A 21,897-nucleotide genomic window follows, 5' to 3' on the forward strand; every position below is an offset into this window, starting at 1 on the left:
GATTGATCAGCCAGTTAATTAAGAGACTATTCCAAATAGATTAGTCAAAGGAGACACATTCTATGAATGGATTCATTCTGCCATTTCAGTGTGTAGACGAAAGTATGCTCGCCAGGGTCGGTGGCAAAGGGGCCAACCTGGGAGCACTGACGCAGACAGGCTTCCCGGTGCCGCCCGGCTTCTGTATCACGACATCAGCTTATAAGCAGGTCACTGGGACTCTAGACCTGGACGCAACCCTGGACGAGTTAGCGGCGACACCTGCGAGCGATCAAGCACGCCTGCATGAACTGGCAGCAACTATGCGCACCCGCTTGCTTGCCACCTCCATGCCGGAAGAGGTTGGCGCGGCAATTCAAGAGGCATACCGCGAACTCGCGGGAGATGAAGCGCTCCCCGTAGCAGTGCGCTCGTCGGCAACAGCTGAGGATCTCCCTTTCGCGAGCTTCGCGGGGCAGCAGGATACGTATTTGCATGTGGTAGGGGTCGAGGCTGTGCTGGATGCGGTACGACGCTGCTGGGGCTCGCTCTGGACGGATCGCGCCGTCAGCTATCGCGCGAGCAATGGGATTGATCCACACAGCGTTCAACTGGCTGTCGTGGTGCAGAGCATGGTAGAGGCACAGGTCGCGGGTATCCTCTTTACCGCCAATCCTCTGACTGGCAAGCGGAATCAGGCCGTAATCGATGCTAATCCTGGTCTGGGCGAATCCGTCGTCTCAGGCGCGGTCAATCCGGACCACTTCGTGGTCAACACCTCGACGGGCGAGGTTGTTGAGCAGCACATTGGCGAGAAGAAGATGCTGATACGCGGTACAGCTGGCGGCGGAACCGAGCATGTCACGTTGGAAGCATCTCAGGAGGTGTGCCTGGATGAGCATCAACTTGAAGAACTGGCAAAATTGGGACAGCGCGTAGAGGAGTATTATCATGCTCCACAGGATATTGAATGGGCGCTCGATGATCAGCACAAACTCTGGCTTACCCAGGCGCGTCCTATTACGACGCTCTATCCCCTGCCTGCCTGCAAGCCCACTAGCCCAGAGACATTGCACGCCTACTTCTCTTTCAATGTCGCGCAAGGTGTCTTCCGCCCCTTAACGCCTATGGGGGCCTCAATTTTTCGCAGGATAGGTTCAGAGGTTGCCACCCTCCTTGGCATGCCTCCTCATATTCCAGGTGAGCCCACATTCATGCTTGAAGCTGGTATGCGTCTCTACCTGGATATGACCACACCCTTTAGCAATCGGCTAGGTCGCCCAATTTTGACCGCGTTGATGGGCGTTATGGAGGCGCGCAGCCAACCTATCCTTGAGGAATTGAGCCACGATAAGAGGTTTCCCCTGACGAAGAAGTCTCGCCCGGCCTCGCTGCTCTTCCTGGCGCGCATCCTGCTACGAGTAGGGATCCTCCGGCGCGTGCTCTATGGCTTTCGCCATCCTGAGCAGGCTATGCGAATGCGCGCTGACCTTGTAGCAGAACTGGAACAAAAGGCACACATTCCCGAGCATGCCAGCGCGGAGCAGCGGCTCGCGAAAGTTGAGGAGCTATGCTCAACGTTCCCAGCCAATATCCGGAGAATTTTAACGTATATGGGCCCGGCTATGATCTCAACTCTGCTGACATACAGGCTGTTGGATGGGATCGCGAGTGGCGATGAGATTCAGACCACTATGCGTAGCCTGCCCCTCAACGTTACGACCGAAATGGACCTCGAACTCTGGTCCCTGGCACAAAAGATTCAGCGGGACGCCGTGTCCCTGGCTGTGATGCGCGGTGCGAACTCCGCTCAGATAACGCACGACTATCGCGAAGGGAAGCTTCCTCCTGTACTCGCGGAAGGACTGGCAAGCTTTCTGCGTACCTATGGGCATCGTGGGGTAGCCGAAATTGACATGGGCCTCCCGCGCTGGTCGGAGCAACCAGAGCCGATCATTGAGATCCTGGGTAACTACCTGAACCATACCCAACCGGAGCAAGCACCAGATATCCAGTTCGAGCGCGGCGCGCGGGAGGCGGAGGAGATGATGGCAACCCTGCGGCAGCGAGCACGCCAGAAGAGTTGGCTTCGCGGCAAGGCTCTCAACTTCGCGTTCTCGCGTATGCGCGCCCTGCTTGGAATTCGCGAGTTTCCGAAGTTCTTCGTTATTAAGACCTTCGCCTACGCGCGTGCGCATCTCTGGGCCATTGGTGAGGAATTGGTCAGAGCGCAACGCCTGGAAAAGGCTGGCGACATCTTCTTCCTCTATCTGCCAGAGGTACGCACAGCCCTCAATGGTCAGGACTTCCGCGAGATAGTACGCGCAAGGCACGACACCTATGCCTATGAACTCAGGCGCAAGCACGTCCCGCGCGTCCTGCTCTCCGATGGAACGGACCCGGAGACGCTACTGAGTGCTCCACACGCGGAAGGAGGAGACTCACTGCGCGGAATCGCTGCTTCGCCAGGTCGCGTCACTGGCCGGGCACGCGTGATCCTTGATCCAGCGGGAGCACGACTGGAGCAGGGCGAAATCCTGGTCGCGCCCTCCACTGATCCAGGCTGGACGCCCCTCTTCCTGACCGCGAGCGCACTGGTAATGGAGATGGGTGGCCCCATGTCACATGGCTCCGTCGTGGCGCGCGAATATGGTATTCCCGCTGTAGTGGGCGTTCCCCACGCCACAGACCGCCTAACTACCGGACAATTAATAACTGTCGATGGCATTAGCGGAACCGTGAGCATCGAACCTGAAGAGCGAGGACATTCTGAAAACGCCGACGGAGGACAACACAATAGATAATTATGGAAGTCAAATCTGCCTTTCGGCTCGGATACCTCGGTGCCATCTCTGCTTCGTGGCTTCATGAGTTGGCGGCGACTCTTTCTACCAGCCGTTGACGGAGGGGAGTGTAATCCTGATCGGGAAACTGTTGTGACAGGAAATCAAGCAGCTCGCCGAGATACTTCGCGACGCTGCTGAGGTTGTTGAAGTGGTGCTTCACCGCGCTCGGATCGGCAAACAAGTATTGCCAATAGTAGCAACCCCTGGTCAGGAGCAACATGTGGAGATAGTCACAATAATCGATGTCGAGTTTGGTGCTACCGTTTGTGATGTCGAAATACCACACCTCCGGGTTCAATGGTTCGCGGGAAGCACTGGGTATGCGAATCGCGGCAAATGTCCCGGTTCCGCCATGCGGCTGGCTATCGAAGATTCGGAATCCCGCATGCAGTTCACGTTCCTCCTCTGGCCATCTCTCAGCTGTGAGCCACGCCGGTACACCTTGCAGGATGGATACAAACAGATGGCTGAGGTTGAACTCGCCCCCAAGCGACGAATTGTCTCGGGATCTCCAGTAGAGGGCGAAATCCGAGAAGCGATGATAGCAACGGTTCATGGACACGTCAAGGTCTACTTCTGCCAGCTTCTTAATTATCCCTAGGGCTGCTGCCTCGTCGCCCAAGTACTCGCCCAGTGGCCCCTGCCTGAACTCGATGACATTGAAAGCCGGCTTCTTCTTGATCTCCTCAACCATGCCGAGGAGCAAGTCTTCGTAATGTGTAAACATGTCGTGAGAGCCTCCATTGCTAAACAACCATGCCCATTGGCATTGAATTTCTATTTGTCGAGTGTCGAAAATCGCTTCTAGAGCCACCCTCCGCACGCACTTTGGTTGATTCCCCTGTTTCGCGCCGATTTCCGACATAGGGCCAAAAAATCGGTCGAAGTTTCGCCTTATTTACCATCTACATCACTTAAGTGGTGTCGCGAAAACAATTGAATAGTGTAGACGATCATCGTTGTTGTCGAGACAACAACAACTACAGCGGCTCTCAAAAGGCTTGCGCATCTATATTCTTGAAATGACGCTTGCGTTGATGCATCTCTATCCATCCTCCAAGCCAACTCATAAGCCAACCCAGGAGCAGCGCTTCCACGAGAATCGCCATGCGGATTATTGCTAGCGAAAATGGATAGTATTCCACTAATGTACAAATCTGATGGGTGCTCGGAAAGAACGTTCCACAATTCATATACACGTTATATTCAGAGATGAGCATTCCAATAAAGGAGTAAGCGCAAAGGCCATAGATGAAACTTATGAGGAGTCCCCCAAGAAGCGCAAACTTGACCTTTCCCGTTCGACGTACGATGATTCTCCCCGCAAAGAAAAAGAGAGTCGCCACTATGACAAGATGCAGTATCGGAGTGAGGATGCTGTTTATAACATTATCAGAAAATGGTGCTCCAAGCACGAGCATAAGAAATATTAAAATAGTGACACATAGCAAAGTGGCACATAGCAAATAGGCAAGGAGAATTCCTTGTCGTTGCACTAAAGATCCCAAAGAATGAAGGGAGATATTGTCTTTCTGCATAGAACGCTCCTACATATAATTGTTGCTTTTGTCATAATTCTTACCAGAGTACATGCAGGAAAGCAAGCCTCAACGCGTATTTGGGGCTATTTGGGGACATGCGGCTCATGGCTGTCACAGTTGAGACCAACTGTGAGCTACTCAATTGACAGCGCGCTTCACCTCCCCTTACGATACGCGTCATATGGATGTATGCCTGCTCCCAGGTGAACAGGCCGAATGCTGTACGGGAGAACTAAATGAAGCTTAAACAGCTCTTGCGCGAGTTGGAAGCGCTGCCCTATATCGAACGTATGCGGAGGATGGTGGAGCTTGGTCGCCAGGCGGCAAAGGATGCCGAAGTAGGCGAGGTGATCGCAAAGCTGGCACAGGGAAATGTCTACGAGCGCGTGCTGGCAGTTCAGGCAAGCCACGGAAGTCGAGATGCGGCTCTGGTCGCGCGTGCGCTGAACGATCCCGCTCGCGATGTGCGAGGAAAAGCAGTAAGCATAGCGGCGTACATCTGTAGCGATGAGGAGCTAGCCACTGCGCTAGAGACAATCCCTCACGATCTGCGCTTCATACTGCTCAACAGGCTCACAAAACTTCACAGGCATGCCCCATTAATGCCTATATTGAACAACGGGCGACGCAAGCCAGCAGCCAACTACCAATCCTGCTGCCCTTCGCCTCGCGTGAGGTTGTTACTCGGCACCTGGAGCAGGTCGCGGAGAGGCTTGAGCTACATCAATGGAAGCGTCTCGCAGAGCATCATCCCAGGCTGACCTCTGAATGGCTTGAGGGGCGTGCGGCACTGGGCGAATACGATCCGCAGCTTAAAGGCCAGATTAACATGGTCCTACCTGCGCTTGCTCGTCTGGACCCAGACCTGGGCGTGGAGCTTGTACGCGCCTCGCTAGCAAGCTTCCCCTTGCATGAACTGAGCCTCCAGTCCCTCATCCAGCAGCGGCCAAACGAGATTGCCGACCTCATCATCCAATTGGGAGAAGAGAGCAACATCGAATTCGATAACGCGGCCCCACTGCTAAACGACGAGCGGTTGCTGACGCTCTGGACGCGCTTTCCGGGTCTCATGGACCTCGATGCATTCGAGCGCTATACACCACGACAGCGCCTCGCACTCTACAACGCTTGCGGACATGGCTGGCGCATGAGCGATGGCACACTCTCACCCGAGATTGTCGCCTACCTCCCAGCAGAGCAACGCGCGGAAGAGGCACGCCGCCATATGAAACTGCCTGTCCTACAAGCAGAGCCCGAAAGGCGTCTAGACTACGCGGCCTACCTCCCCTGGGACGAGGCTCGGGTAGCGCTCACCGAAACTCTGAACACGCCCAATGCGGACCTTCGAGGTGCCTCGTTAAAAGCGCTTATCACAGTGGCTCGATACGAGCGTGGGCGGCTAGGAGAGGTGCTAAAACTGGTCCTGGCGCGGCGCAATGAGCAAGATCCCGTGCGCTACGCGATGCTGGAAGCATTGATGGACCTTCCCCACAGCGCATGGCAGGCAGAACACCTACCCGATCTGGCAGGCGTAATACACGACACGCTTGCCGCGCGCGACCTCTCAAGCGCCACCGCGAGCGAGGCAGAAGAGCTCATTGTCCATCTATTGCCTTTCCATCCCGAGTGGTGCGCGCAACAACTCGCGGAACTCTGGCGCGCGCGAGGATATATTACCACCAGGGAGCTCTACGCCTATCTTAGCGAGGCGCATGTGCCTATACTCGCCAGACACCTCGCGCCTGTATTGCGCCAATGGCGCAAGCAGGAGAACGAGTATCAGCTCTATGTATTGGCCAATACGCTTGGTCATCGCCTGCATATCTACGACGAGTTGGTAGAGCTCCTGGCAGATATTAGCGAGGACACGCGCACATCAAGTATCCTGAGCTCGATCATCTATGTACTGGAAAAGTATCAACCCAAGCGCCTGCGTAAGCTAATTCCACACCTTCTAGAGAAAGATCCGAGTTGCATTACGATTCCAGAGATCCACGCCTATGTGCATCTACAGCGGCAGGATCTATTACCGCCCTTCCTGGGTCGAAGCGCTTATAAGGGGCGCTTCAGCACAGGCAAGACCCGCTTTGTGATTGGGGTAGATTCTGGCTTCTACCGCTGGACATCGGGCCAGCAGGAGAGCTTCGCCCAGACATTATTAGAGATCGCACGAGACAAGAAGCGCGCGACCTATGAGGTCCTACAGTCCATCGCGCGCCTTGCCTCCATGCCAGCGCTCGATGCCGCCCATGTCGTCTCCTTCGCCAACGACAAACGCGAGGCCATACGCGACGCGGCCCTGCAAGCGCTTGGAAGGCTAGACGCGGGACGGGGTATCCCTACACTATTGGAGGCAATGGGGGATGAGCGAGCCCGGATCGCTATCTACGCACTGCGCAAGGCTGTGCTCTCCATGCCGACAAGCAAGGCACTCGCCACCCTGCGCCAGGTGCCAATGCAGCGCGTCACCGTCGCCAAAGAAGCCATTCGCTTGATTGGCGAGTTGGAGACTGACGAGGCCTATCGTGAGCTTTTGGCCCAAAACCAGCGCGAAGATCTGCATCGAGATGTACGTGTGGCTCTCTTGCGCGCGCTCTGGCCCTACCTGGACCGGCAGGAATGCTGGGAGATCTTCTCAGAGGCCGCACACTCAGAGGATAGCGCCATCGCTCAGGGCATCATGCAGATACCCGCAGATGGTCTTTCTCGTCAGGCTCGCGCACGTCTGGTATCCCTGCTCGCAACCCTGCTTGAGCATCCTGACGCCCATATACGCCAGGAGACGCTCAGGCGTTGCGTTCAATCACCCGTTAGCGACAAGGAACACGTACTCTATCCTGGTCTGCTTGCATTACTGAGCACGCCTTTAAAGGGTATGAGGCTGCTTGCGGCAAATGTAGCCCTGAGGACCTATGCGAAAGAAGAACCCGAGCTCATCGGCGAGGCCATACGCGGTCTACTTTCCGACCGGAGGGCGCTCCATAGCGCCTGTGAAGCACTTCTCTCGCTCCTGCGGATTGGTCGTGGTCGCCTGCTGCCAGCCACGCGAACCATTTTGAATGTGCTCGAATCAGATCCCCTGACCATCACATTGCGCGCGCAAATATGCGTCGCGGGTCTCCCCTGGTCGGAGCTTGAGCCAGCCCTCGTCGCGCTCGTCGAAAACCTGCATTCCGACGCCCTGGCGCAGACCGCGAAAGCCATCGAGGAGAGCTATCTACGACCAGAGGCCGATCACCTCACCCTGGAAGCAGCCCTATCACATAGCGAGGATGAGCGCCTGCGCCGCCTGGGCCTCTCCGCTCTGCTAGCCCAGACACGGCGAGCGAGCGGCTGGAGTGATGAATGCATCGCGCGCCTGGAACGCTACTGTCAGGACCCCTCGTCCCTGGTTGCCGAGAAGGCTCAATTCACCTTCCCACCGCAGGAAGAGCCTGAGTAGCTTTAATATATACACCCTCCGCCTATACAATCCCCACTTCGAACGCTGTTCAGAAAACGAACAGCGTTCGAAGCGGGGATAATGATATTTGCATAGCGAATGGTGAGTAAGGTTGGATATTTGGAGAAATTGGAAGGGCGGCCGGTCGTGCCGACCGGGACAGTTGTCCCGGTCGGCACGGCTCGGCGCTAGTGGGTCCGTCGCGGCGTCGGCCGCGTGACGACCGGCGGGTTGACGTTGCTCGTCGGTCGCGCGACCGGCGGGCGCACGTTGGTCGTCGAGTTGGTCGTCGGGCGCGTCGTCGGGTTGGTGGTCGGCGTGCGGGTGCCACCCGTCGGTCGCGTCGTCGGTCGGACGTTCGTCCAGCCGCCGTAGTTGTGCCAGTTGTTCAGCGAGTGGCCGGTGTAGCCGGTGCCGAAGTAGTAGTTGTAGTACCAGGTGTCACCCAGGTAGTACCACCCGGCCGCCTGGTTGTTGGTGTCCCAGTTCTCGCTCCCCGCCCACTTGAGGCAGTTGTCCCACAACTTCACGTCGGAGTTGGTCAGGGGCTGCTCACCCTCGACCTTGTCGCCGAGCAGCTCGCACTGCTGCTTGTGGTGCTGGGCGGTGTCGCTACCGCACGCGGTGAGCGTGAACGAACCGAAGGCCGTCGCCGGCAGCACGATCCCGACTATCAGCTTGCGCGTGATGCGCATGGAAAACCACGTCCCTTCACCCCAAAACGGTTGGGGTGTCGATTGTTGGATCGTTACTCGACTTGTCAGAAGCACAACAATGGCTTGCGTGCATCCCACAAAGTCAGGCTTGCGCTACTTCCGCGAGCAATGAAGCCACAGCGAGGAAGAGGCAAAACCTCCCTGGTGTAACGGTTCCCAGGGAAAAGCTTTCACATCCCCTACACAACCACCGATCTCTCGATGAAGAACGTGCAAAGATGTGTGTTTGATTGTGAACTTAGTATAGCGTAAAAGCAGTAGATAACACAAGTCGTAGCCTGCTTGATTGCCTAGAAGTACATTGTGTATATGGACTCAGTACTCATATGCTTTAATAGAAACATATAAAGGAGGCATTGACCCTCATGAAACTAGAGACAGAAGCCTATTTGGAACAGCAAGCCCGCTGGCCTCGGCAGGGGAGGCACATCCTGGCCCAGTATAATGACACTTCGGTCGTAGTCTACCAGGCATACAATAGGAGCATCGGGCATTTCGCGGCGCGCAACGGCTACTTCGGTGGCTCGTTCTCCCTCTCGCGAATGAGCTGGGTGAAGCCAAACTTTCTCTGGATGATGTATCGCTGCGGCTGGGCAAGCAAGCATAATCAAGAGGTCGTCCTGGCAGTCCGGCTCAAGCGTGCAGCCTTTGACAAGATTCTAACCCAGGCCGTACACTCAAATTATGTCGAGGAGGTCTATAGTAGTCACGCAGCCTGGAAGCAGGTTTCGGAGGATGGTGACACGCGCCTGCAATGGGACCCGGACCACGATCCGAAAGGACAGAAGGTCGAGCGGCGTGCGATTCAACTTGGCATGCGCGGCCCCACCCTGGCGCGCTATGCCCGCGAGTGGCTGTTGGATATAGAAGATATTTCCGACTTCGTGCGAGAGCAATACGAGCACGTCCTTAGCGGCGACTATGATCGACTGCTCACGCCTCGTGAGATGGTCTATCCCGTGGCTGATCCCCAGGTCGCGGCCCGCCTCGGCCTCGCATTGTAATGCGACATGGCATAATTTGAAAACCCTTCTCGCCCTGCAATGTCATGTAGAGCATAACGCCAGAACGAGAAGCCGAAACCGCACTATGCTCACCTCCTCTGCGACCAATAGCGTCTTCCCTATGTCCGGTCAGAGCGGACACCTCTCTTGTACAAGATAGGGCTGCCTTTTATACTACAGATGTAGAAATGAGTAAGAAAGCGCCCTAATCAAGGAAGATAGTATGAAGCCACACGTCATGGAGAAAGTCGGTAGTCTGCTCAATCTCTTTACTTTTGAGCAGCCCGAATGGGGAGTACGCGAGGCCGCTGAAGCGCTGGATCTTCCCAGATCCACGATGGGCGATCTCCTACTCAGTTTGGCACAACAAGGATTACTCAACCGTACGCCTGCCGGGCGCTATCAACTTGGCTGGCGCTTATTTGAGTTAAGCCATGTGCTTATCGAACATACGGCCTTTTGTATAGAGGCCCGAATCGAGATGCGGGAACTCGTCGAGCGATGGGGCGAAACTGCGCATTTGGCCGTCCTCGACGGTACACAAGTGCTCTTCGTTGAAAAACTGCAAGCGACGCCCGCCGTAGAAATCCTTCTTTCACGAGTTGGTGCGCGGCTCTCAGCGCATGAGGTAGGCGTTGGCAAAGTGCTACTGGCCTTTCAAGCCCCTTACCGTCTTCCCGCATTACTGGATAGGCTCACACTTGCCCCTCGCACACCACGAACCATTACTTCTCGTGACCACCTCCTTCAAGAACTGGAACAAGTGCGACAGCAAGGGTACGCCTACGATCACGAAGAAACATCAACTGGCCTCTGCTGCGTGGCGGCTCCCATTCTTGACGAAGATGGACAAGTCCCCGCAGCTATCAGTTTATGCATTCCAGCCTATCGCTACTATCGCCAGCAAGAACACTACACAGAAGTCATCGTCAAAGCAGCTCAAGCCATTTCAGAGAGACTTGGATATCATGGCAGGCAGGCAGACGCACATAGAGAACAAGGAGCATAGCTATGAAGCACATTTTTGAGCAGATGCAAGCAGAGGATTATGAGCAAATCATCTTCTGTCAGGAGCGTAGCTTCGGCTTAAAAGCTATAATCGTCATTCATGATACGACGCTGGGGCCAGCCATGGGTGGCATGAGGATGTGGCCTTACGAGAGCGATGAGACCGCGCTTAACGACGCGCTCCGCCTGGCGCGTGGAATGACATATAAAAACGCGGCAGCCGGTATTCCATATGGAGGGGGGAAAGGCGTAATCCTCGCGGACCCTCATAGAACCAAAGATGAGGGGATGCTTCGGGCACTGGGACGCTTTATTCACCGGCTCAACGGACTCTTCCTGACGGGTGTTGATGTTGGAACTACAATTGCGGATATGGATATAATAAGGACTGAAACACCCTATATTGTCACATTTTCAGAGGCATCAGGTGGTCCGGGTGACACATCGTCCGTGACGGCCTTGGGGGTGCTGCAAGGAATCCATGCCTGCCTGGAAGAGGTTTATGGTACAACCGAATTGGCTGGGCGCACGATAGCGATTCAAGGTGTAGGAGGCGTTGGGGCGACATTGGTCGATTACCTGGTCCAGGCGGGGGCGCGCGTGACCGTGGCGGATGTAGACCAATCAAAGGCACAGGCTCTGTCGTCGCGCTATCAAGCAGTGGAGGTCGTAGCGCCTGAAGAGATCCATCGGCTCGCAGTCGATGTGTATAGTCCCTGCGCACTCGGCGCAGGTCTCAATGATCAGACGATACCAGCACTAAACTGCAAAATCGTGTGCGGAGGAGCCAACAATCAACTCGCAGAGGAACACCAGAGCGACCTGCTCGCCGAGCGCGGTATCCTCTATGCCCCCGATTTTATTGTGAACGCAGGCGGCATTATTGTAGGCGCACAGAGCCTTACCCCTGGTGGTTATCAACGAGAACAAGCACTGAAGCAAATTGAGCGCATCTCCCAGACAGTACGCCAGGTATTCGCCATTGCCAATGAGCTGCATATCTCTACTCACAAGGCTGCCAATGCGCTCGCGGAGCAGCGCTTGAATATAATCCGCCAGCCGCAATAATCCAATTCTTTTCCGTAAAACAACACCGCGAGTCTCGGCTAACGCTCAGGTTTGCGATAAAAACGTAAAATCTTAGAAGAACAGGAGAGATACATGCCAGATTTTCTCCATCGTACATATGATTTCAGTCAAACAGGGCTTGCTTCAACGCTTGATGAGGTATCGCTCTGGTCAGCTCGTTTTGGCATCCTATTATTCAAGCACCTGACACTTAGACCCAACCTGAACGTACTGGATCTGGCTTGCGGAACCGGCTTTCCCCTCTTCGAGCTGGCACAGATCTATGGCCCCTCCTGTCAGGTGACAGGGGTAGACATATGGCAGGAAGGGCTTGAGCGGGCCAGGGCGAAACAGCAGGTCTACCAGTTGCCGAACGTGCGAATAAGCGAGGCTGATGCGGCGCATCTACCGTTTCAGACGCATGAATTTGATCTGATCGTCTCTCATCTAGGAATCAATAATTTTGACAATCCAGAAGCGGCACTCGCCGAGTGCTTCCGTGTCGCCAAATCCGGTGCCAGTCTGGTGCTCACGACCAATACTATCGGGCATATGCGCGAACTCTATACCCTCTTCTATGAAGTACTTCGGGGCCTCGATAAGCCTGAATATCTGGAGCGCTTGACACGGCAGGAGGAGCATCGTGGCTCAAAAGAGGGGTTCAGTCAGGCCATGCAGGCCGCCGGTTTCCAGATCACAAACATTCAAGAAGAGACATCCCTATTCCGCTATGCCGATGCAAACGCCTTGTTCAACCATATCCTGACACAGGTCGGTTTCTTAGATGGTTGGAGAAACGTGGTCGACCCGGAGGATGAAGAGCAGGTTTTCACACTCCTGACGAACAAGCTCGATCAGGTGAAGCAGGAGCAGGGAGAACTACGTCTGACGGTCCCCATGCTCTACCTGGAAGGCAAAAAGCCAGCTTAAAATAAAACCTCTTTAACCAAACAGGACACATGCCATGCTACATGTGTCCTGTTTGGTTAACCTGTCTCAGCTATTTGGGGAAAGAATCTGTTAATTATCACCCCAGTTGTAGGTGGTATCTGGCTGCATATTGGGAGAGTTATAGCCCATTGTAATTAAGCTGTGAGCACCGAGCTTAATATCATGGAAATCGCCAGTGTACTCTTTGCCGTCAACATAGATCTTCCAACCAGTATTCTGCTTGAGTTGCGCAGGATAGCCCAGGCTGGAGAAGCGCTGCTGCCAGACGGTGAAGAAATCTCCCAGAGTATAGGTCTTGGTCGTAGGGGATTCGATATGGAGCAGACCGGTAGTGTCGTGAGTGTGTAGCCAATAGATACAGGAACCATCACTTGCGATACCAATATTCTGAGGTATTGCTACTGGCTGACCATCGATATAGACAGATAAATGTGCGTGGATATGATAATTAAGCTGCTCTTGCGCGTCGCATGTAATACCGTTGACCGCAGCATAAGCTGGATTGGTCGTAGATGCATTGTTCGTGGAGCTGGTTGAACTGTTGTTCGACGCCTGATTTTGATTATTGCGGGTCACGCCATAGACTATACCAGCAATGATCAGAACGGCAACTAGAATGGTGCCACCTATAATGTACCACCTGTTGCGTTGCTCACGCTGCTGGCGCTCCCTGTTCCTGCGTTGCTCCTCACGCCGCCCATGCTGGCGCTGCCTCTTAGTCTGGGGCTGGGTTGTTTGTTTCGCCATATTCCTCTTCTCGCATGCACTGAGTAATGATTAATTCTCCCCATTATATCTATTGATGTAAATATTGCAAGCTTCTGACCACCTATAGAGGGGAGCAAATAGGTTGAGCCGTGAGCGCGGCACAGGCTGAAGCACTACACCTACATATGATAAGGTGGACATCCAACAAATTACCACTGTATAGGTAATCAAGTTGCTTCAATCGCGGCGAAAACCCATCTAGCGCTACGTGTGGATTACTGCTAGAATGAGCAGTAAGCAATGAGGCTACGCAACCAGAAGGAGTATTTTCGTTTATGCCATCCAGAGATAAGCAAGCCGTCGCGCCCCAGAACGCGCCTGAAGCAGAGCCCACACAGTCAGAGGCCGCGCCCTCCATCGCCTTCGCCGATATATGGCAGGCAAACCAGTTCCTCCACCCGCTCATTGAGCACACGCCCATGATCCGCTCACGCGAATTGAGTACGCTTCTAGAGAGTGAAGTGCATTTGAAACTTGAGCAGATGCAGCGGGGAGGCTCGTTCAAAGTTCGCGGCGCGACCTATAAGCTCTCGCGCCTACCGGAGGAGCAGCGCAAGGCAGGCGTCATTACAGCCTCAGCAGGCAATCACGCGCAAGGTGTGGCTATCGCCGCCACCTCCTATGGCATTCCTTGCACGATTGTCGTACCTGAGAACGCCTCTCTGACCAAGGTGACGGCATCTCAGAACTATGGTGCGACTGTGATACAGGCAGGCGCTACCTATGATGACGCGGTACAGCGCTGTACCGAGTTGCAACAAGAGCTTGGCGCTACCTACATTCCAGCCTTCGATGATATCGATGTTGTGACTGGGCAGGGGACCCTTGGTCTTGAGATGCTTAACGAGGTTCCTAGCGCGGACACGATTGTGGTGCCGATTGGCGGTGGTGGGTTGATCGCTGGCATCGCTATCGCAGCGCGCGCCATGAAGCCCTCAATCAAGATTATCGGCGTGGAGGCGGAGGGCGCGGCAAGTATGCGCGCCTCGATTCGTGCTGGCAAGCTTACGACTCTCCCGGCCCTCGCGACTATCGCCGATGGTATCGCGATCAAGCAGCCCGGTAAGGTGACCTTCCCGCTCATTCAAAAGCTCGTTGATGATATAGTGCTGGTCAGCGATGAGCAGATCATCGAGGCGGCTCTCTTCCTGATGGAAAAGCATAAAGTTCTGGTTGAAGGAGCGGGCGCGGCTGGCGTCGCGGCTCTCATGAGTAATAAGCTTCAGCTTGCTGGCAAACACATATTGACCCCATTGACAGGTGGCAATATCGATACAAATCTTCTGGGGCGCTTCGCCGAGCATGGCTTGATTGGCGCTAGCCGCTACTTCGGCCTCCATGCCAGCTTCCCTGACCGACCCGGAGAACTCGCTCGTATGCTCAATATTATCGCCGGGATGCGCGTCAACGTTATCGATGTCCATTACCAGCATGTCTCAAGGCAACTGCCTTTTATGCAGCATGAGGCAATCATTACGCTGGAGACGCGCAATCGCTTACAGTGTGAGGAGCTACTACGCACACTGAGCGCTGCTGGCTTCACGGTCGAGGAGGCCCAGGCCCTCACAGCTCCTGTTCCTCCTACGCTGTAGTTCCGCTGCCGAAGCGACGCGGCTCCATATGCCTAACTCCGATACAAATGAGCCGACGATATGTAGTCGCTACTAAAGCGTACGCGACTGTATATCGCGGCTTTTGTATTGCTACAAAGCTTGATAGTATCGGACTAGAGGCAAGCCAGTGTATCCGGCCTTCTCATATGATTTTCTGGCAGGCGCGTGTCCTGGATCTCCTCCTGTTCCGACAACAGCGATCTTCATCCCACGTTCTTTCATTTCATTCAGCACAAACTTATTCAGGGCCGTTCCAACGCCCTGGTTTTGGTAGTCGGGATGGACGGCAAGTAGCTCAACTTCACCCGTTTTCGTCTCATTATCTATTGTATAAGCAATAAATCCTGTCACCTTGCTATCTATTTCGGAAACCCAGACGACGTTTTTCTCATCTTTACATATCATCTCAACCACTTCTTGCTGTAGCTTTTTCCAATCAGGATAAACAGATACAAATATCCTGGCCCCTAATACCTGTCTGAATGAATCAAAGACCGGGGACCAGGCTAATAATGACAGTTGAACAATCTCTTCAAGATCATCACCAGCCATAGGCCGAATATGCAGGCTCATGCTTCTCTCGTTTCTAGCTTCTTCTACTATGTGGTATTCCTAAAACATATTCAAGTCTATCATTTATAGACAAGGTTTTTGAGCACTTTATCATGACAAGACCGAAAGCATCAACCGCTGTTTGCGATTGATGTGTTGAATATGCTATACTAATTCCAAACATCGTTCGGTAATCAAACACTGTTAGGATACACATGACAGAACAACAATCATCGCGAGGACGCAGGCATGCCAGGACACGACAGGTCATTCTGGATGCCGCGCAGGAATTGATCGCGGAACTTGGCCCTGAGAAGTTCTCGCTACGGACCCTTGCTGAGCGTATCGAGTATAGCCCCGCCAGTCTGTATGAGTACTTCAGTGGCAAAGAGGAGATCCTGAATGCATGCTGCGGAGAAGGATTAGCCCTTCTGAAGACATACCTTCTGCGCGTACCTACTGGTCTCACAGCGACCGAGCGTACCGCGCTTACCGGTGCCGCGTACTTGCAGTTCGCGCGCGAGCATCGCGAGCTATACCTGCTAATGTTTGGCAAGACTGGGAGTGATCCTCAGTCCTTGAAGGGAGCCGATTCGGACGCGGCCTATCAGCAACTCAAGAGCGTGATTACGGTGGGTATCGACTCAGGCGAGTTCCAGACACGTGCTGGTTTTGGCCTTGATGAGATGGCGTACCTGTGCTGGACTGTGGTGCATGGCATGGCAATGCTGCGCCTGACATACCTTCAGGAGGCAGGTGACACTATCGATGCATTAAATCAAAGAGTGCTAGGCGAAATGGTAACATCTCTTCGCCCGCGCTAGCAGCCAGTGTATATGGTCAGCAACTACCCTGCTTAGACATGTCATCGGGTTGAGCTGACCCCCTTTTTTAGCGCCCTCTGAACGATGTTCGGTTTCTAAACGCTGTTCGATAAGTAGTTTTCGCACTTTATTAGTCCAAAGGAGGGATCTTATGGCAGAGATTATCAAGGAGCGCATGACAGCCGAGATGGAAGGTGAATTTGTCGTCTTCATGATTGGGATGCGGGTCAATCAGCCCTGGAAGTTCTGGAAGTGGCTGCCAGTGTCACGGGCCATGCCGAAAATGCTGCGTGAACTGAGTAAGCATCCTGAGCTTGGCTTGCTCCACTATCACACCTACTTTACCTTTCCCTATGTGACCGTCATTCAGTACTGGCGCTCCTTCGACGCCCTTGTGAGTTATGCAGGAAACAAGGATGCTGGGCACTTTCCAGCCTGGGTTGACTTTAATCGCAAAGTGGGTAGCAATGGTTCGGTTGGCATCTGGCATGAAACCTACCGTGTAGAACCTGGAGCGTTTGAGTCGGTGTACAACAATATGCCAGCCTTTGGCCTTGCCGCCGCAGGAAAAGCGGTTCCGGCGGTCGGTCGTAGATCAACCGCCGCCGGACGTATGAAGTCACACTCGGATCAGGAGTAGCCTGATCGCTATTGGAAGAAGGCATTGGGGGCGCTGCTGGTTGCCGTCCCCTGAGCATTGCGGATAAGCGAACGCGAAACCAGATTGAGGGCCTGCTTGATGGAGTCCGCGTCAGACTTGGCCTCAAGCGCATTGGGAAAGCCAAGTTCGTCAGCGATCTTGCGCGCCAGGTTATGCCCAAACCCAACCAGGACAAAGGTATACATTTCCTGCGCGAGCAGGTCAGTGACGATCTGGCGCACCTGCTGCGCCTGAGTCTGGGAGACGTTATCATAACCATCGGTATAGACGACGCAGGTAATGCGCGTGCGCACGCCCTGATTACGCAACTCCTGCCCATAGGCAACCGCGCCAACGATAGCATGCATCACGGCATCATAGAGCGCGGTTGCGTCGTCAGGCTCGTAGTTGCTCATGTCGAGCGGAGGCGCGAACTCGACAGGTGTGTAGCCGTGCAGCAGGTAAGGCGCGGTATTAAAGGTCCAGGTTGAGAGCAACATCTGGTCGGCCTGACGACTACCTTTCAATGTGTCCAGAAGCGCGTTGTAGGCTTTGATGACGTCCTTACGCGCATGCAGCATACTACCAGTCATATCAAGCAGGGAGAATATGAGTTGCGCACGGTCCCCGCCGAGCACATCGCTGGAAACGCCTTGCGCGCCCGCAATAGTCACGGGTGTAAGATTCTGGACCAGGACCTCGCGCGTCTGCTGGCTAATGCCGCGCCGATTAGGCGTCGCCTGAGCATCCTGAAACAAATCCTGTATGTCACTGGCTGAGAACTGCGAATTCTGCTGATTGTCCGTCATAATTGCTTCTTCCTCTCATTAAATCGACCGCAATGTGATACATTGCCGAAGGTACCGCCGCTGCTAAAGCGACGCGGCTACATATGGGCCTTGTCGCGCAGTGAATCATACCCGATGAGGTCCCAAACCAGCCCCAACGCGCCCAACCTTCCCACATATGTAGCCGCGTCGCTTTAGCAGCGGCCTTCAGCTTAAATCATGTCGGCGCTGAGGACCATACGTACGCCCTGGGACTCCATGCTCGTGAGTTCGGCCTCGGCAATGGCATCAAAGTCGATGGCGGGATGCTGGACCGAGCTTGTGCAATCACGTAGGAAATGGAGTTTCCGCATCATCTCTGGCTGCTGATTAAAGCGTGTAACCAGTTGGCGCTCAGTCTCCAACACACAATGCGACTTGGCCTCACCCGCGACATACACCCGCTCGTGCTTCATAATCGCATCGAGAAGAGAGACGTTCAGGCCGCTCTCAGCGTCCTGTGGATCGTTGACTTCCGCACCGAAGATGCCATAATATTCGGTACGTATGGTGCGCCCCTTAACAATGAAAGTTGGCTGGGTCTTTCGCGCCGCGCTATGCCACGCGATAGCCTCACTGATCGGCGTAGAGAGCATATGCCCTAGCGTGCCCTCCATCGTGTGATAGGGCCAGATCATCAGGTCTTTCTTAGCCTGCTGCTTGAGTAGGTGCACATAGCGCATGGACCAGTTAGGCTGGATGAGTGGTACCCACTTCATAGCACTGATATCCTCGGCGCTGATAATCGTTCCGGGCTGGGGATGCTCGCCGGTACGTGGGTCCTGCCACCAGGAGCTAAAGAAAATCTGGAAGGGCAGGTGCGTATCCAGCGAGGCATAGACCGAGGTAATGCGGTGTGCGTTGGCATAGAACCACGCCAGGAAACGCGCCATGTCTTCCTGAGAACCGGGCACATAGAGCGAACCCTGCGGATCAACGAAGTCAAACTGATAATCGACCAGTATTACAGCGATCTTCTCGCTATCCTGGTGCGCTGGCGTCAACCCTGCCCGTTGTCCAGCCTCGGCAAAGGCTTGTGTACGCGCGGGATACGCTCCACGATAGACATCCTGAGCGTTATAAAGTGATGGCTGCTGGGTTGTTAAATGCGACATGTAATTTTCCTCCTCTTTGTGTAGGGCTCTTACATAGTGAGTGCGAGGGCACGGTGATCGTCGATGACGAGCAGACCCGCTTGATAGCTGGCGAGCGTAGCCCCCGCGCGTACAAACTCCTGAGTGTTCGAGAGGGTCTTGAATATCTGCTGGGCGACGCGCTCCTGTACAATTCCCTGGTCGCTGGCATGCAAGAGCGTTCCAGCGGCATAGGTCGCTCCGTGCAGAGCAGGCGCGGGATGCTCCGCGCGCTTCACTCTGGGTAGGGAGTGCAGAACGCGACCCGCGAAGTCAATAATTTCAGTTCGTAGGTATTCGACGCCTCGCTCTTGCGTTAGGCGGCGCAGTAGAATATCTTGCGGTGAGAAGTAGGCTGCGAGATCGAGCAGGGCCTCTCCCGTCTCAAGGGGCGCGAGTTCAAGCTCAAACGTGTTCGCGCCATGTTGCAGCCAGAAGAGTTGCTGACTGAAGACCTGGAAGTAGCCGAGCACAGTATGCATATCCCCAGGCGGGAGGCGCTAAACCACGTCTGCTCATCCATGACCACGCGCAGAGAACGGCTACTTATTCCACTCTCCTCCACCTGACTCGCGACCAGGGCGTGATTGAGAATGGCATAGAGATGTGTGGGTGATCCTTGAAAGATCGCTTGCTTGCTGCCACTAAAGAGCGATGTTGCCGACTGATACAGAGGGCGCGGACTATCACCACTGATGTCAAGGCAGAGCAAACGGGTCGAGTAGGCTGGGTTGACGATAAGTGTATCCCCAACCAGGGCGTACTGCGCGCCAGGGATGGCCTTGAAGAGTATAAAGCGCTCAAGCGGGGCCAGTGGGCGTTTGCGATAGAGCACAGCATTCCCCTGCTCATAGGCCACGACTGTCAGCGTCCCTCCTGCCAGAGCATGAAAGACGATGCTCCCCTCCGTTCGCATAAGTTCCTCACACTTGACTCCGCCGACTTCCATACTCGCAACGCGTGTGATGCTTTGAGTACGCACCTGACAGTGCGGGCAGGTCTGGCGCTCGCCAGGAAAGTCCTGCTTGCAGGCATGGCAGGTAATCAGGCTAGCGCGATACTCTTCCAGTTCCGTCAAGGGAAAGGTACCGCGCCACCCCTGGCGGAAGTAGCGCTCGAAGACACTCAGTAGTGCTTCGTTGACGAGTTCGGGTGTATAGGCGAATTTGGGATAAGTGACTTCGGACTGAAGGACGAAAACGCCCTGGGTCGCGCGCTGCGTCAATAATGGCAACTGCGGATACGTTCCCCCATAGGGATGAACCAGGAGCAGGCTACGAAAGAGCAGCACAGCGAAGGCGTACCAGTCATGCTCAGGAGCAAAGGCCGGATGCAGGCTTAAATCCACCCCATATAGCTCAGGCGCGAGATAATCCTCGCACGCGACTGGGCAGGGAAAGGTATCGAACTGCCAGGCATCGACATCGATCCAGAGCGCCTCTCGCTCACGAAAAAGCAAGTTCTGGTCGTTCAGGTCACCCACTACCAGACCAGCGCTATGAATAGCAAGCAGCGCTTGTCCGGCACTGAGAAAGATGTCGCATACCTGACGCGTCGAGATGGCGCGAGCCGCGCGCTGGCGCTTGTTCGCCAGTAGCGCAACCTCAGCGACAGGTGCGCCAAAGTAGGGCATCGCCAGCCCAATGACGTTATCTGCGTTCACATCCCTGACAATCTGTCCTGGCACTGCAATGATCTCACCAGGCAGGGACCACGCGCGCGTGGTCAGAGAGAGCAATTTGCGCTCATGCTCCGGGGTTGGCGTATGATAGAGCTTGACCGCCAGAGATTGCCCCTTCTGTTCCAGGCGAAAGACCATCCCCTCGCCGCCAGAACCTATCACGTCCTTCTGCTGAAGCGTCACGATTTTGCCATCCAGGCGTACCTTCATGCTCGCACCTCCTCCCGCTCACGTACTACCGTAATCAGTGAGGCATCGTCGCGAAAGTGCTGAGCGTCCGACCAGCGATTCATCAGGCGTTGCATGGCGACTGGCGTGCGACCTCGCCAGACCTCAGCGCGCAACTCAGGCTCATCGAGCCATGCATCACTTCCAATCATCAAACGCTCAAGCTCGGCAGTCGGCAATGAGTACAGGGTGAATCCAGGTAAGTCACCCACCTGTCCATCTGGCTTGACAAGCATATATGTGAGGTAAGCCGGAGCCTCCTCGCGAATGCAATGACTCACATCATTGACCTGGATCAGCCCATCACCAGCGAGAAAGGTCAGCGTCTCCTGTGGCGTGATGACAAAACCAACCAGGGTGAAGAGCAGATGATTATGGATGAATATGTCCCGTTCGCCCTCATCACTGAAGTCATAACCATCAAGCAGGAGATAGAGAAAACGCTTGACCTGGACCAAGAGCAGGTTAGGCAAGTCCTCCAGCGGAACATTGTTGCGCAGGCTATTCCGGATACTCTGGCAGACGAAAGGGGCGACAAGGCGTGCTCCAACCTCAGAGTAGAGGCCCTCTCCACAACCATCCGCGACCACGCCCACGACATAGGGCGCACCCTCAACCTCAAATTCCAGGTAGTGGAGCGCGTCCTGGCAGTTGCGCCCATCCAACAAATGATCGCGCCCGGTGATACTACCCGCACATATGCGAAAGCTCATGCAGTCTCCCCCTTTCTCTTATACGCCTTTAATAGTGTCAAACTTACACTAAGTCAGAGCTAAAAAAAAGCAAGCATTTGCCAACGTCACAGCGAGGCAAAGCCAGTTGCTCACAATCTCGAAGATAGTGTACAAATAACACTATCTAGTAAAGAGTATACCAGCGGAATCCAAGAAACGCAAGGCTTTCAGGAGCAGATTTTTGAATCTGGCGAATTTCCATAAAAATGCGAGTCCATAAAAATCATGCTTAATCAGGCCGTATTTGTCCGCATATGTGAGTATACTCAAGACAGCATTTCGGCTGTGGCACCTTGAACAACAGGAACTATCTTATAATCAGCCTTAAACAAGCAAAGGAGG

At 54.5% G+C, this 21,897-nt stretch carries 20 protein-coding genes; 11 read left to right on the forward strand and 9 right to left on the reverse strand.

Annotation, left to right across the window (positions count from 1 at the left end):
* Nucleotides 1–62: 62 nt before the first annotated feature.
* A complete protein-coding gene (locus tag K3T82_RS29680) occupies nt 63–2,783 on the forward strand; it encodes a PEP/pyruvate-binding domain-containing protein (protein ID WP_220197129.1) in 2,721 nt (906 codons plus the stop codon).
* Nucleotides 2,784–2,844: 61 nt separating this feature from the next.
* Here the strand turns inward: K3T82_RS29680 and K3T82_RS29685 are convergent, their stop codons facing one another.
* Complete coding sequence (locus K3T82_RS29685; protein ID WP_220197130.1) at nt 2,845–3,552, reverse strand: hypothetical protein; 708 nt, start codon at nt 3,550–3,552, stop codon at nt 2,845–2,847.
* Between the two features lie 265 nt (nt 3,553–3,817).
* Entirely contained in the window at nt 3,818–4,363 is a 546-nt protein-coding gene (locus tag K3T82_RS29690) for a hypothetical protein (RefSeq protein WP_220197131.1), read from the reverse strand.
* Between the two features lie 239 nt (nt 4,364–4,602).
* On the opposite strand from K3T82_RS29690, the gene K3T82_RS29695 reads away from it, so the two are divergent.
* From K3T82_RS29695 to K3T82_RS29725, 7 genes are all read left to right on the forward strand, one after another.
* Nucleotides 4,603–5,127 (forward strand): hypothetical protein, encoded by a 525-nt coding sequence (locus K3T82_RS29695; RefSeq protein WP_220197132.1) that lies wholly within the window; start codon nt 4,603–4,605, stop codon nt 5,125–5,127.
* Nucleotides 5,128–5,195: 68 nt separating this feature from the next.
* On the forward strand, nt 5,196–7,808 hold the full coding sequence (locus K3T82_RS29700) for a HEAT repeat domain-containing protein (RefSeq protein ID WP_220197133.1): 2,613 nt from the start codon (nt 5,196–5,198) through the stop codon (nt 7,806–7,808).
* 191 nt (nt 7,809–7,999) lie between these two features.
* Nucleotides 8,000–8,674: a hypothetical protein gene (locus K3T82_RS29705; RefSeq protein WP_220197134.1), complete on the forward strand. Its 675-nt coding sequence runs from the start codon at nt 8,000–8,002 to the stop codon at nt 8,672–8,674.
* 215 nt (nt 8,675–8,889) lie between these two features.
* A complete protein-coding gene (locus tag K3T82_RS29710; RefSeq protein WP_236031637.1) occupies nt 8,890–9,528 on the forward strand; it encodes a DUF4291 domain-containing protein in 639 nt (212 codons plus the stop codon).
* Between the two features lie 223 nt (nt 9,529–9,751).
* On the forward strand, nt 9,752–10,537 hold the full coding sequence (locus K3T82_RS29715; RefSeq protein ID WP_220197136.1) for an IclR family transcriptional regulator: 786 nt from the start codon (nt 9,752–9,754) through the stop codon (nt 10,535–10,537).
* Nucleotides 10,538–10,539: 2 nt separating this feature from the next.
* Entirely contained in the window at nt 10,540–11,604 is a 1,065-nt protein-coding gene (locus K3T82_RS29720) for a Glu/Leu/Phe/Val dehydrogenase dimerization domain-containing protein (protein WP_220197137.1), read from the forward strand.
* A 93-nt stretch (nt 11,605–11,697) separates the two neighbouring features.
* Nucleotides 11,698–12,534 carry a class I SAM-dependent methyltransferase gene (locus K3T82_RS29725; RefSeq protein WP_220197138.1) on the forward strand — a complete coding sequence of 279 codons (837 nt, stop codon included), beginning with the start codon at nt 11,698–11,700 and terminating at the stop codon, nt 12,532–12,534.
* 90 nt (nt 12,535–12,624) lie between these two features.
* Here the strand turns inward: K3T82_RS29725 and K3T82_RS29730 are convergent, their stop codons facing one another.
* The gene (locus K3T82_RS29730) at nt 12,625–13,302 is read right to left on the reverse strand and encodes a hypothetical protein (protein ID WP_220197139.1); all 678 of its coding nucleotides are present in this window, start codon (nt 13,300–13,302) and stop codon (nt 12,625–12,627) included.
* Nucleotides 13,303–13,598: 296 nt separating this feature from the next.
* Between K3T82_RS29730 and ilvA the strand changes: the two genes are divergently transcribed.
* Nucleotides 13,599–14,915, forward strand: a complete 1,317-nt coding sequence (ilvA, locus tag K3T82_RS29735; RefSeq protein ID WP_220197140.1) for a threonine ammonia-lyase — start codon at nt 13,599–13,601, stop codon at nt 14,913–14,915.
* Nucleotides 14,916–15,026: 111 nt separating this feature from the next.
* Here the strand turns inward: ilvA and K3T82_RS29740 are convergent, their stop codons facing one another.
* On the reverse strand, nt 15,027–15,509 hold the full coding sequence (locus tag K3T82_RS29740; RefSeq protein WP_220197141.1) for a GNAT family N-acetyltransferase: 483 nt from the start codon (nt 15,507–15,509) through the stop codon (nt 15,027–15,029).
* Between the two features lie 194 nt (nt 15,510–15,703).
* Here K3T82_RS29740 and K3T82_RS29745 point away from each other — a divergent pair, with 194 nt between their 5' ends.
* Nucleotides 15,704–16,312 (forward strand): TetR/AcrR family transcriptional regulator, encoded by a 609-nt coding sequence (locus K3T82_RS29745; RefSeq protein ID WP_220197142.1) that lies wholly within the window; start codon nt 15,704–15,706, stop codon nt 16,310–16,312.
* 151 nt (nt 16,313–16,463) lie between these two features.
* Complete coding sequence (locus tag K3T82_RS29750; protein WP_220197143.1) at nt 16,464–16,952, forward strand: DUF4188 domain-containing protein; 489 nt, start codon at nt 16,464–16,466, stop codon at nt 16,950–16,952.
* A gap of 8 nt (nt 16,953–16,960) precedes the next feature.
* Here the strand turns inward: K3T82_RS29750 and K3T82_RS29755 are convergent, their stop codons facing one another.
* The 5 genes from K3T82_RS29755 to K3T82_RS29775 all read right to left on the reverse strand — a co-directional run bounded on the left by K3T82_RS29755 (nt 16,961) and on the right by K3T82_RS29775 (nt 21,534).
* A complete protein-coding gene (locus K3T82_RS29755) occupies nt 16,961–17,761 on the reverse strand; it encodes a vWA domain-containing protein (protein ID WP_220197144.1) in 801 nt (266 codons plus the stop codon).
* A 191-nt stretch (nt 17,762–17,952) separates the two neighbouring features.
* Entirely contained in the window at nt 17,953–18,894 is a 942-nt protein-coding gene (locus K3T82_RS29760; RefSeq protein ID WP_220197145.1) for a cysteine hydrolase family protein, read from the reverse strand.
* Between the two features lie 29 nt (nt 18,895–18,923).
* Nucleotides 18,924–19,151 carry a hypothetical protein gene (locus K3T82_RS29765; protein ID WP_220197146.1) on the reverse strand — a complete coding sequence of 76 codons (228 nt, stop codon included), beginning with the start codon at nt 19,149–19,151 and terminating at the stop codon, nt 18,924–18,926.
* A gap of 77 nt (nt 19,152–19,228) precedes the next feature.
* Entirely contained in the window at nt 19,229–20,803 is a 1,575-nt protein-coding gene (locus K3T82_RS29770; protein ID WP_220197147.1) for a hypothetical protein, read from the reverse strand.
* Nucleotides 20,800–21,534 (reverse strand): protein phosphatase 2C domain-containing protein, encoded by a 735-nt coding sequence (locus K3T82_RS29775; protein WP_220197148.1) that lies wholly within the window; start codon nt 21,532–21,534, stop codon nt 20,800–20,802. The genes K3T82_RS29770 and K3T82_RS29775 overlap by 4 nt, the downstream gene beginning before the upstream one ends.
* Nucleotides 21,535–21,897: the final 363 nt, after the last annotated feature.

It is taken from the genome of Ktedonospora formicarum (assembly GCF_016587355.1).
GTDB classification, from domain to species: Bacteria; Chloroflexota; Ktedonobacteria; order Ktedonobacterales; family Ktedonobacteraceae; genus Ktedonobacter; species Ktedonobacter formicarum.